The organism is Blattabacterium cuenoti, assembly GCF_014252335.1.
GTDB lineage: Bacteria > Bacteroidota > Bacteroidia > Flavobacteriales > Blattabacteriaceae > Blattabacterium > Blattabacterium cuenoti_AL.
Map to the genome: position 1 here is coordinate 457,468 of NZ_CP059218.1, position 12,242 is coordinate 469,709.

The following is a 12,242-nucleotide window of genomic DNA, read 5'->3' on the forward strand; positions in this document are numbered from 1 at the left end:
TTCATTTGATTTCATTTAAAACAAATTAAAAAATTTTAATATAAACTCACTCAATTCAATATCAATATGGAATATAATACTAGTCGTTTTCAATTGATTATTACAGAATATGGACGAAATATTCATAAAATGATTAATTACGCTATTCAAATTCAAGATAGAAATAAAAGAAATCGTTGTGCATTGAGTATTATTCGATTAATGACTATATCAAATACTAATAATTATCGTGGTAGTGGTGATAAAAAAATAATTCCATTTTATCAACATAAATTATGGAATCAATTATTTATTATGTCTAATTCTAAATTAGATATTGATAGTCCTTTTCCTAAACCAAATCCAGAACACAAAATTAACATGTTTTGTAAAAAAGTAATATATCCAAAATATTTAACTAGTTTTAGATACTATGGAAAAATTATAAGATATATGATCCCTATAGCAATTCAATGTAAAAATAAACAAAAACAAGAAGGATTATTTTATGCTATAGCAAATACTATGAAAAAAAATTATTTAAGATGGAATAGAACTTTGGTAGAAGATCATATTATTTTTAAAGATTTAAAAAAACTTTCAAATGGAAAAATATGTTTAATGAATAATACATATTCATTATTACAATGTTCTTATTTATTAAATAACAAAAAAAATAGATTTTTTTTTAAAAAAAAAAAAAGAATAACATAATATTATAATTATTTATGGCCATTTTTAAAATTCAAGGTGGATTTTCTTTAAAAGGGAAAATCAAACCACAAGGATCCAAAAATGAAGCATTACAAATCTTATGTGCAAGCCTATTAACTTCAGAAAAATTAAGAATTAAAAATATTCCAGAAATACAAGATGTAAAATGTTTAATGAAAATATTAAAAGAACTAGGAGTTACTATTGAATATAATGGTGTTGGAGATTATACATTTCAGGCAAATAAAATAGATTTAGATTATTTAAATACACAAGATTTTAGAGAAAAAGGAAAATTAATTAGAGGATCTATAATGATTGCTGGACCTTTATTAGCTAGATTCCAAACTGTGTGTTTTCCTATTCCAGGAGGTGATAAAATTGGTCGTAGACGTCTAGATACACATTTAAAAGGATTTGAATTATTAGGAAGTAATATTAATTTTTTTAAAGAACATCAATATTTTAAACTGCATACTTCTCATTCTTTAAAAGGAAAATATGTTTTATTAGAAGAAGCCTCTATTACCGGAACAGCTAACATTATTATGGCTTCTACATTAGCTAAAGGTAAAACAGTAATATATAATGCTGCATGTGAACCATATATTCAACAATTATGCAAATTATTAAATAAAATGGGGTCAAAAATTAGAGGTATAGGATCAAATTTAATACACATTATTGGCGTCAAAGAATTAGGGGGTGGGACTCATACTATTCTACCAGATATGATCGAAATAGGTAGTTGGATTGGATTATCTGCTATTACAAAATCTGAAATAACTATTAAAAACGTTAGTTGGAAAAATCTTGGAATAATTCCAAGTACATTTCAAAAATTGGGAATAAAACTAGAAAACAAAAAAGACGATATTTATATACCAGCTCAAAATTCTTATCATATTAAAAAACTTATTAATAATTCTATATTAACAATATCAGATTCTCCTTGGCCAGGATTAACACCAGATTTATTAAGTATACTAACTGTAGTAGCGACACAAGCAAAAGGAAGTGTATTAATACATCAAAAAATGTTTGAAAGTAGATTATTTTTTGTAGATAAATTAATCGAAATGGGTGCACAAATTATCTTATGCGATCCTCATAGAGCAACTGTAATTGGCTTAAATCATCAATCTACTTTAAAAGGATCAGTACTAAGTTCCCCTGATATTAGAGCTGGAATTTCACTTTTGATAGCCGCACTTTCTGCTACAGGAACTAGTATTATAAAAAATATAGAACAAATAGATAGAGGATATGAAAAAATAGATGAAAGATTAAGAATTTTAGGTGCTAAAATATTAAGAATTGATCATACTTTGATGTATGAATAAAACTAAATTTATATACCTGATTTATACTATCTTATGGTCTATTTAATTTTTTCATAAAATCCATTAACTTTATGCATATTAATTAGTCATAATAATTATGAAACAATTTGAGTACATTACTAAAAAAGGATTGAAAAAATTACAGAAAGAAATTGAAAGATTAGAAAATATAGAACGTCCCAAAATATCTATGCAAATAGCAGAAGCTAGAGATAAAGGAGATATTTCCGAAAATGCAGAATATGATGCTATCAAAGAAGCACAAAGTTTTTTAGAAATGAATATTGCTAAATTAAAAAAAAAATTATCTAATGCAAGAATTATAGATGAATCTAAAATTAATAAAACAAGAGTTTCTATTTTATCTACAGTTATAGTAAAAAATTTAACATATGGTGGAGAACAAATTTATACGTTAGTTCCAGAAGGAGAAACTGACTTAAAATCAGGTAAAATATCAATTAATACTCCTATATCTTCTGGTTTATTAGGTAAACAAGTGGGACAAATTGCTCATATAAAATTACCTAATAATATGATTTTGGATTATAAAATATTAAAAATAGAATTTAGTGAATGAAGAATAATATATTTTCAAAAATTATTATGAATCAAATACCTTGTTATAAGGTTGCTGAAACTGTTAATCAGTTAGCATTTTTGGATATTTATCCAATGAAAATTGGACATACTTTAGTCATACCAAAAAAAAATATAGATAATATATTTTCTCTTAATGAAAAAGAATTTGTATCTATTATGTCGTTTACACAAAAAGTTGCTATTGGAATCAAAAAAATTATTCCTTGTAATAGAATTGGAATGTTTATTATGGGATTTGAAATTTCTCATGCACATATTCATTTAATTCCAATGGATAAAGAAAGCGATGCAAATTTTTCTAAAAACAAAATTCAATTATCCGATCAACAATTTAAAATTATATCAGAACAAATTAAAATTGCTATTAATTGATATTTTTATAAAAAAATCACATTTTGAATTATTATTTAATGGTTGTATCTAATGTATCATATGTTTTTTTAGTTCAAGGACTGACTATAAATTATGAAATAATACACCAATAACAGACACAATAATTTGTATTCAATTATTTATTAATTTTGTGTATTAGTGCGTACGCGTACGTACCTACCGTACTTACTGACAATCATGCTTAAATATCAATAAAAAAATTAATTATTATAACACTTGTATAATTAATAATATACCTATATATAATACTTGTATCGCGTTTTTTGTATTTAATTATTATTAATAATTATGTAGTCAGTATTTTATATTAATAAAAATCAATAACTATTTAAATTACACCAGTTCCTATTATAATTACTTCTTTCCTTTCTTTGAGTGAGTATAGACCAATTCATATTTACCTGTTAACTTAATTAAGTTAGTTTTAAAATATATTAATAAAGTATTTGTTTATTATTAATTTTTATTTTATATAATAAAATATATTACGCAAGCAATAACATTTTCATACTAGTAAATATGTTCCTAATTGATGATAATAATATTTTTTAAAAGAAGGATTGATAATATTATATATACCATCCATACACTATTCACCACACCACGATCCATAGCTTGAGATATGTCATAATAAAGCTTATTTTACAACAATAGGATATGATAAGCTTAAGAACAACTAATGCTGCAGACAATGACTATATTTTTTTTGTATTTAGTTGAATATAATACCTATTATGATAATTGTTTCTGTATGTTTATAAATAACAACAAAATATATTCATTTAATGTGTTTATTATAATATTGATTTTTAATATATCCAATAAAAATGATATTTTATATTGTGATAATCATTATTCAATAATCTACAAAACATCCTATAATTTACAATGTTTATAATAGTCAACAACCATTTAATGAATAAAAAAACGTATTTTGAGTTATAAAAATATGTCTATATTGTTTCATACAAAATTATTAAATAAAAAACATAAAAATGGACTTACAATAATTTTTTTGCATGGGTTTATGGAAAATATGAATATTTGGAATGAAATTGTGAATATTCTTTCTATAGAATATAATATAATTTTAATAGATTTTCCCGGTCATGGAAAAACTCCTTTTGTAGAAAAACAAATACCTCAAATTTTAACCATGGAGAATTTATCATATTCATTAGAATTATATTTAAAAAATAATAATATAACAAAAGCATTTTTTATAGGACATTCTATGGGTGGATATGTTGCTTTAGCACTCGCCGAAAAATATCCTGAAAGATTTTTAGGATTATGCTTACTTCATTCTACAGCAAACTCAGATTCTGAAGAAAAAAAAAAATATAGAATTAATTCAATTCCCATGATTATTAATAATTATTCATTATTTGTTACGCGTAGTATTGAAAAATTATTTAATTTTAATAAATTTCATTCTTTTAAAAAAGAAATTAACTATCTCACAAAAATAGCGTTATCAATTCCAATTAACTGTATCTTAGCTATGATAAGAGGTATGTTTATTAGAAAAGATAGAAGACATGTATTACAAAATACTACGTTTCCAAAATTATATATTATCGGATCATATGATTCTATTCTTAAAAAAGAACTTCTTATTGAAGAATCTAAAATAGGCTATAATACTTGTTATAAAGAAATTCCAACTGGACATCTTGGTCCAATAGAAAATCCAAAATATATTGTACAAATACTACAAAATTTTATATATAATAAAATATTATGATATTTTGAATCAAAAAGAAATTATTAGAAAAAAATATTTGTTTTATAGAAAACATTTTTATAAATCAAAAATATTATTTAACAGTTATAAAATATTTATGCAATTGAAACAATTAATTATATGGAATCATACTTATTATCATATTTATTTGCCTATCAAAAAACAAAATGAACTTGATACATTTATTATTATTAATTTTCTTTTAAAAAAAAAAAAATTGTAACAATTCCTTTTTTAAATTTTGATACAACATGCATTGACAATTGTTTATTTAACTACCAAATTGCTAAACATACAACAAAAAATAAATATGGAATTATTGAACCAATAAATAAGATTATAATTCCAAATTATTTTATTGAAGTAATATTTATTCCATTAATAATATTTGATTTAAAAGGATATAGAATCGGGTATGGTAAAGGATTTTATGATAAATTTATTACATTATGTAGTAATAATATTTTAAAAATTGGTCTTTCTATGTTTTCTCCTATTAACAATATACAATCAGTCCATAAAAATGATCTTATACTAGATATTGTAATTACTCCAAATAAAATATTTTTTTTTAATAAAAAAATACTTTCAAAATATCCCATATAATCATTATAAACATTATAAATGATATAATAATAAATCCAATTATATTACTTTTTTCAATAAATTTTTCAGAAATTGTTTTATTAGTAATTATTTCAAGGATAATAAATAAAATATAACCTCCATCTAATGATGGAATTGGAAAAAAATTGACAAATGCTAACCAAATTGATAAAGTACCTGTTAAGACCCAAAATATTTCCCAATTCCATTCAGAAGGAAGTTCTTTTGCTATTGAAAAAAAACTACCCAGTTGTTTATACGCTTTAGTTTTAATGTAAAAAACATTTTTAAAAAATAAAATTTGATTTTTAAGTACCATAAATGTACGTATAGTACCATGATAAATAGATCCCAAAATAGAATATTTATGTTTTTCAAAAACAAAAATATTATCCATATCTATAAAACTTTTTAAATAAATTCCTATAATACCTTGTTTATTTAAAAAACATGTTGTTTTGATTAATTGTTGCTTTCTATTCAACAAAATAGAAATAAGTTTATTTTTATTTTTATATAAAATATCTTTAATTTGATCAGAAAATAAAACTATATCTGAATTAATTGATAATATTTCATCATTTTTTTTAAGTCCACATTTATACGCTAACGAATTTTTAACAACATCATTTATTATTGGAGGAACACGAGGTTTTATGATAAATTCTTTTTTATCAAATATCATTTTTTTTTGTTCATTCTTTAATAAGACATGAATAATTTTCCCCATACGATCAATAGTAATATCTTTTCCCAATAAAATTTCTTTTGAAATATCATTAAAATATGGTATGACTTTATCATTGATAAATAATATTTTATCTCCATTTTTAAAGCCTATTTGTTTTCCTAAAGAATCAAATTCAATTCCATATTTAAGATTGTTGGTCGGTAATTTGATTTCTCCATATAAAAATAATAAACCAGAAAAAATCAAAATTGATAATAAAACATTGAAAATAATTCCTCCAGATACTATTAATAATCTTTTTATTGCAGATTTATAATAAAATTTTATATTATTATTTGCTATTTTAGTATTTGAAAAACCATTATTATGTTTTATTTTTACCTTTTGATTTTGATTCTCCCTGTTCATGCCATATATTTTAACATATCCACCTAAAGGTAACCATCCAATTCCATAAATAGTATTTCCTATTTTTTTTTTATAAATAGTAAACCAAGGATCAAAAAATAACATAAACTTTTCCACATGTACTTTAAACATTTTAGAAAAGGCAAAATGACCTAATTCATGAATAATTACTAAAATAGAAAGACATAGTAACATTTGTATGGTTTTCACTAATATTTCTATCATAAATCATTATATATAATAATTAAGCCAAGACAATAAATTTAAATCTTTTTAATGATTAAAAATATATTTTATTTAGTTCTTCTATTTATATTTATTATTATAAATGTGTATAATTTTGAATTTATCTGAACTGAAAAAAGGAGAAAAAGGAATTATCAAAGGATATAAAAATAATAATTTTCCAATAAAATTATTAGAATTAGGAGTATTACCAGGTGTAAAATTTGAAATTATTTTTATATCTATTTTTTCTGATCCATTATGTATTCGCTATGATTTATCTTGTTTAGTATTACGTAAACAAGAAGCATATAATATTCTCGTAGAACTTATTAATTAATGCAAAAAAAATTAATTATAATTGGTAATCCAAATGTTGGAAAAACATCTTTATTTAATCAATTAACCGGATTAAATCAAAAAGTTGGAAATTATTTAGGTGTAACCGTTGATAAAAAAATAGGATATTTTTATCATAACACAATATATTATCAAATTATAGATATTCCTGGAACATATAGTATTTATCCATCATCAAAAGATGAAGAAATTGTTGTAAATCTTTTTTTTAATAATGAAAAAGATCAAGATTATCCAGATATAACTCTTTTCATAGCAGATGCATCAAATATAAAAAAGAGTCTATTATTATTTCAACAAATACAAGATTTAGGCATGCCTATTTTATTGATTTTAAATATGCTTGATGAAGCCAAAAACAAAGGGATTGTCTTAAATGTACAAAAATTGAAAAACATTATTTCAACAGAAATAGTATCAGTTAATGCTAGAACTGGACAAGGACTAATTCAATTAAAAGATACAATTCATTTTTTTAACGCAAAAAAAAAATTTTTCAATTATCATAAAAATGATGATTATACATTTATTGATTCTTCTTCTTCAATTGTAGATTTCAATGCTATTAAAAAAGTTCAAAAATATTATAAAATTAATATTTATAAAGCTTGGTATTATTTAGCATGCCAAAATAAAAATATACAACACAATACATATTTAAAAAAAATTAAAAATAGGTACAATATTATTTCAAACAAATTGCAAATTAAAGAAATTTGTAATAGATATGAAAAAATAGAAAATATTATTTCACAAACGGTTCATATTTGTTCTAATGATAAAATAAAAAAAATTTTAAATTTTTCAAATAAAATTGATAACTCTTTCTTCATTCATCCATTATGGGGTTATTTGATTTTTTTTTTATTTTTATTTTGTATTTTTCAAAGTATTTTTATTTGGGCTACTACACCAAAAAAATTATTAGAATTTTGTTTTTTATTTATTCAACAAAAATTAGACAATGTTTATCCGGGTCCTATCAATAATTTTATATTACATGGTATTTTACCAGGTATTAGTATGATTTTTACTTTTATTCCACAAATTGTAATTCTATTATTTTTTATTCTTCTTATGGAAGAAACCGGCTATATAAATAGAGTTATATTTTTAATGGATAGACTAATGCGACCTTTTGGATTAAATGGTAAAAGCGTAGTTCCAATGATGTCTAGCCTTGCTTGTGCAATTCCTGCAATTCTTTCTTGTAGACATATTGACAACAATAGAGAACGTTTAATCACAATATTAGCAACTCCTTTTATTACCTGTTCAGCTAGATTACCAGTTTATTCACTGATTATTTCTATTATTATTCCGGATAAACAATGGTTTTTTTTTCATTTAAGAGGCATTGTGTTAATGGTTATGTATTTGTTAGGATTTTTCACTTCATTAATGATTTCCATGATGTTTAATATTTTGTTAAAAAAAGATTATCAAAGTCATCTAATCATGGAAATGCCAACATATAAGTGGCCTATGATCAATAATATATTAATATCATTATGGATTCATATTAAATCTTTTATTTTTAATACTGGAAAAATGATATTATTAATTAGTGTATTAATTTGGAGTTTAGGTACTCTCGGCCCTGCTACAACCATAAAAAATCAATACTTTGGTATAGGTATACAACAACAAAACTTAAATAATTCTTATTTAGGTATTATAGGAAAAAAAATAGAACCATTGATTTCTCCATTAGGATATGATTGGAAAATAGGAATAGGTTTACTTTCTTCATTAATTGCTAGAGAAGTTTTTGTAAGTACAATGGCTACCGTATATAGTATAGAACAAAATCATTATCCATTAATAAAAGATAAAATGAAAAAAGACACTTATTTAAATACTAAACAACCTATTTATAATCTAGCGACAGGATTATCTTTATTATTTTTTTATGCATTTTCCATGCAATGTATGAGTACATTATCTATTATAAAAAAAGAAACTAAAACATGGAAATGGTCAATTATACAATTTATTTTAATGACTTTGTTAGCTTATAGTTCTTCTTTTATTATTTTTCACATTTTCAAAACATGAATAATTATATTTATCAATATATGATAATTGGCTTGATTTTCATATTGTCTATGATGTATTTTATAATATTGATTTTAAAAAAAATAATTTTTTTTTTAAAATCAAAAAATAAATGCGATACTACATGCAATTGCAATAAACTATTATATAAAAAATATAAATAATATTTATACTTTATCTATTTGATCTTATCTATAGAATAATATATAAATTCTTTTAAAAAATTTGATAATGAATATCCTGCATGTTGTAATTGTTTTGGAAAAATACTCTTATCAGAAAAACCTGGAACTGTATTAATTTCTAAAAAAAAAGGTGTTTCATTCACAATAATATATTCTGACCTAGAAATACCTTTTAAATTCAATATTTTACAAACTTGTTTTGCTATATGTTTCATTTTATTTTCTATCTTTTGTGATATTCTTGCTGGAGTTATTTCATGAGATTTACCAGAATATTTTGATTCAAAATCAAAAAAATCATTTTGACTAATAATTTCTGTAATTGGTAAAACTGTTATATTTTTATTAAAAGCAATCACTCCTACAGATAATTCTATACCAGATAGATAAGATTCAATCAAAATTTCTTCATCTTGTTTAAAAGCATTTGTTATGGAGGTTAATAATTGATTTTTATTATAAACTTTGGATATTCCTAAACTAGATCCAGATTTATTAGGTTTTACAAAACATGGAAGTCCTACTTTATCTAAAATTTGGTGTTCACAAAATAATTGATTTTGATTCAAAAAAAAAGATGTAGCAGTATTAATACCATATTCTTTTAATAATGTCAAACAATAAATTTTATTAAAAGTAAGATTAGAATGATGAAAATTACATCCTGTATATGGTATATTTAATAAATCAAAATAAGCCTGCATAATACCATCTTCTCCTGGAGATCCATGTATTGCATTAAAAATACAATCAAATTTTAAAATATTATTGTTAGATAAACGAATCGTAAAATTATGTCTATTCACTAAATATTTTATATTATTTTCATCTTTAAAAAACCATGTTTTTCTAAAAATATATACTAAATATGGATCAAATTCATCTTTATTTAAATGTTTTAATACGAATTTACCACTGTTTAAGGAAATTGGAGCCTCATCTGTATATCCACCTACTATGATAGCTATTGTTTTCTTCATTTTTTATTTATTTTATAATTTATTATGAAATATTATAAATACTGTTTAATTATTTTGATAAATTTATTAATTGCTATATATATACTATATAATATTACTAATGTAGCTTTAAATTGGGTCAACATTTACACTAAACATGGTTCATATGTTATAGTTCCAAATATTAGTAACTTAACCATTAAACAATCTGTATCATTGTTAAATCAATTAGGATTAAAATATGAAATATCTGAATCAGAATATAATCCATCTTTTAAACCTAATCAAATATTATATTTTTTACCAGAAGCTGGTAATCATGTTAAAATAGGACGATCTATATATATTAAAGTCAATGCTACACATTATAAAACTACAGTCTTACCTAATATTTTTAATAAAAAAAAACGAATAGCTATAAAACTACTTCATGCTAATCATATTTACGTAGACAAAATTAAATATATAAACAATATATCTAAAAATACTATTTACAAGGCATTGTTGAAAGGAAAAAATATTACATCTGGATGTGTATTACCAGTGAAACATCAAATTACTTTAATTATTGGAAATGGATATTATATCAAAAATAATTATTATGTAATTCCAAATGTTAATGGTATGCCTATTCATAATGCTATACCATTATTAAACAAACAACTATTTAACAATATTCATATTATTATAGATAATATGAATTCTTTATTATATAATGATAAATTTGATAATAATTCATTAATATATCGTCAATCTCCTAATCCAGGACATATTACTCCTGATAAAAACATTTCTATAGATTTATGGATTACTAACTATACTAATACCAATCATAATGAACAAAATAATCATACTACGAACAATGACAACAAAAAAATAGATATTTCACAACAAAATAATAATTCATATAAACCATATCAAAAAGATGATGTGAATGATATAAAAAATAATAATTAACTCAATGACGTATTATATTATATGAAAAAATTCAAATTTTGTGTACAATACACACAATTATTAATACGAATAGATAAATACTTAACACAATATATAAAGGATATTAGCAGAAATCAAATTCAATATGCGATCAAATCAGGCAATATATTAGTGAACAACAAACGTATTAAAAACAATTATATAGTAAAACCTTGTGATTGTATAGAAGGAAAAATTAATCCTTATATAGAATTTCAAATTGAATATAATAATCTTCATGGAGAAAATATACCTATTAATATTATTTATGAAGATGAAGATTTAGCAGTTATTAATAAACCTGCTGGTATGGTAGTACATCCAGGAATTAAAAATTTAACTAGTACGTTAATTAATGGAATTATTTATCATTTCAAACAAAATATTAATTTATATAGATGTGGATTAATTCATAGACTAGATAAAGATACTTCTGGATTATTAGTTATTGCTAAAAATGAATCTTCACAAAGATCTTTATCTAAACAATTTTTTCATAAAACTGTAACAAGAAAATATATTGCTTTAGTATGGGGAAATTTAAAATATAAACAAGGAACTATTAGTGGATTTATAGGAAAAGATCCTAAAAATAGAATAAAAATGAAATTATTTAACAAATTTGCCATGGGCAGACAATATTCCATCACTCATTATAAAGTTATAGAAAGATTTAAATATTTAACTTCTATTATATGTCGTCTAGAAACTGGAAAAACACATCAAATTAGAACTCATTTCAAATTTGTAGGACATCCTATATTTAATGATAAAATATATGGAGGTAATAAAATTCCAATACCAACTTCAAATCAAGATATTGCTTTTTTCAAAAGTTGTCTAAATATATTAAACAGACAAGCATTGCATTCATTTTATCTTTCTTTTGTTCATCCTACAAATAAAAAACTATGTTCTTTTACATGTCATATTCCTAATGAATGGAATTTATTATTAAAGCAATGTAGATATCAAATTTAAATCCTAAATCCTTAT

At 22.3% G+C, this 12,242-nt stretch carries 13 protein-coding genes; 11 read left to right on the forward strand and 2 right to left on the reverse strand.

Going from position 1 to position 12,242, the window contains the following annotated elements; genetic code table 11:
* The first annotated feature begins 66 nt into the window (after positions 1-66).
* From H0H37_RS02235 to H0H37_RS02775, 7 genes are all read left to right on the forward strand, one after another.
* Positions 67-693, forward strand: a complete 627-nt coding sequence (locus H0H37_RS02235) for a DUF4290 domain-containing protein (RefSeq protein WP_185882333.1) — start codon at positions 67-69, stop codon at positions 691-693.
* Between the two features lie 14 nt (positions 694-707).
* Entirely contained in the window at positions 708-2,036 is a 1,329-nt protein-coding gene (gene murA, locus H0H37_RS02240; RefSeq protein WP_185882334.1) for a UDP-N-acetylglucosamine 1-carboxyvinyltransferase, read from the forward strand.
* 97 nt (positions 2,037-2,133) lie between these two features.
* Entirely contained in the window at positions 2,134-2,616 is a 483-nt protein-coding gene (gene greA, locus H0H37_RS02245) for a transcription elongation factor GreA (RefSeq protein ID WP_185882335.1), read from the forward strand.
* Positions 2,613-3,011, forward strand: a complete 399-nt coding sequence (locus H0H37_RS02250; RefSeq protein ID WP_185882336.1) for an HIT family protein — start codon at positions 2,613-2,615, stop codon at positions 3,009-3,011. The genes greA and H0H37_RS02250 overlap by 4 nt, the downstream gene beginning before the upstream one ends.
* Before the next feature lie 970 nt (positions 3,012-3,981).
* The gene (locus tag H0H37_RS02255) at positions 3,982-4,779 is read left to right on the forward strand and encodes an alpha/beta fold hydrolase (protein ID WP_185882337.1); all 798 of its coding nucleotides are present in this window, start codon (positions 3,982-3,984) and stop codon (positions 4,777-4,779) included.
* A gap of 4 nt (positions 4,780-4,783) precedes the next feature.
* Positions 4,784-5,002 (forward strand): hypothetical protein, encoded by a 219-nt coding sequence (locus H0H37_RS02770; RefSeq protein WP_238785481.1) that lies wholly within the window; start codon positions 4,784-4,786, stop codon positions 5,000-5,002.
* A 32-nt stretch (positions 5,003-5,034) separates the two neighbouring features.
* Positions 5,035-5,385, forward strand: a complete 351-nt coding sequence (locus H0H37_RS02775; RefSeq protein WP_238785514.1) for a 5-formyltetrahydrofolate cyclo-ligase — start codon at positions 5,035-5,037, stop codon at positions 5,383-5,385.
* Here the strand turns inward: H0H37_RS02775 and rseP are convergent.
* Entirely contained in the window at positions 5,351-6,709 is a 1,359-nt protein-coding gene (gene rseP, locus H0H37_RS02265) for an RIP metalloprotease RseP (protein ID WP_185882338.1), read from the reverse strand. The genes H0H37_RS02775 and rseP overlap by 35 nt on opposite strands.
* Positions 6,710-6,824: 115 nt before the next feature.
* Between rseP and H0H37_RS02270 the strand changes: the two genes are divergently transcribed.
* Positions 6,825-7,049 carry a FeoA family protein gene (locus H0H37_RS02270; protein ID WP_185882339.1) on the forward strand — a complete coding sequence of 75 codons (225 nt, stop codon included), beginning with the start codon at positions 6,825-6,827 and terminating at the stop codon, positions 7,047-7,049.
* The gene (gene feoB / locus H0H37_RS02275; RefSeq protein WP_185882340.1) at positions 7,049-9,127 is read left to right on the forward strand and encodes a ferrous iron transport protein B; all 2,079 of its coding nucleotides are present in this window, start codon (positions 7,049-7,051) and stop codon (positions 9,125-9,127) included. Before H0H37_RS02270 ends, feoB begins: the two co-directional genes overlap by 1 nt.
* A 178-nt stretch (positions 9,128-9,305) precedes the next feature.
* On the opposite strand, the gene H0H37_RS02280 is transcribed toward feoB, so the two are convergent.
* Positions 9,306-10,292, reverse strand: coding sequence for a D-alanine--D-alanine ligase (locus H0H37_RS02280; protein WP_185882341.1), 987 nt, complete (start codon positions 10,290-10,292; stop codon positions 9,306-9,308).
* A gap of 24 nt (positions 10,293-10,316) precedes the next feature.
* Here H0H37_RS02280 and H0H37_RS02285 point away from each other — a divergent pair, with 24 nt between their 5' ends.
* Both H0H37_RS02285 and H0H37_RS02290 read left to right on the forward strand, forming a co-directional pair.
* Complete coding sequence (locus tag H0H37_RS02285) at positions 10,317-11,228, forward strand: PASTA domain-containing protein (RefSeq protein ID WP_185882342.1); 912 nt, start codon at positions 10,317-10,319, stop codon at positions 11,226-11,228.
* A gap of 21 nt (positions 11,229-11,249) precedes the next feature.
* Positions 11,250-12,227: an RluA family pseudouridine synthase gene (locus H0H37_RS02290; protein ID WP_185882343.1), complete on the forward strand. Its 978-nt coding sequence runs from the start codon at positions 11,250-11,252 to the stop codon at positions 12,225-12,227.
* Positions 12,228-12,242: the final 15 nt, after the last annotated feature.

Bases quoted from the DNA above. Each gene is read 5' to 3' on its own strand.
- H0H37_RS02235 (WP_185882333.1), top strand. From the start codon at position 67: ATGGAATATAATACTAGTCGTTTTCAATTGATTATTACAGAATATGGA.
- murA (WP_185882334.1), top strand. From the start codon at position 708: ATGGCCATTTTTAAAATTCAAGGTGGATTTTCTTTAAAAGGGAAAATC.
- greA (WP_185882335.1), top strand. From the start codon at position 2,134: ATGAAACAATTTGAGTACATTACTAAAAAAGGATTGAAAAAATTACAG.
- H0H37_RS02250 (WP_185882336.1), top strand. From the start codon at position 2,613: ATGAAGAATAATATATTTTCAAAAATTATTATGAATCAAATACCTTGT.
- H0H37_RS02255 (WP_185882337.1), top strand. From the start codon at position 3,982: ATGTCTATATTGTTTCATACAAAATTATTAAATAAAAAACATAAAAAT.
- rseP (WP_185882338.1), bottom strand. From the start codon at position 6,709: ATGATAGAAATATTAGTGAAAACCATACAAATGTTACTATGTCTTTCT.
- feoB (WP_185882340.1), top strand. From the start codon at position 7,049: ATGCAAAAAAAATTAATTATAATTGGTAATCCAAATGTTGGAAAAACA.
- H0H37_RS02280 (WP_185882341.1), bottom strand. From the start codon at position 10,292: ATGAAGAAAACAATAGCTATCATAGTAGGTGGATATACAGATGAGGCT.
- H0H37_RS02285 (WP_185882342.1), top strand. From the start codon at position 10,317: ATGAAATATTATAAATACTGTTTAATTATTTTGATAAATTTATTAATT.
- H0H37_RS02290 (WP_185882343.1), top strand. From the start codon at position 11,250: ATGAAAAAATTCAAATTTTGTGTACAATACACACAATTATTAATACGA.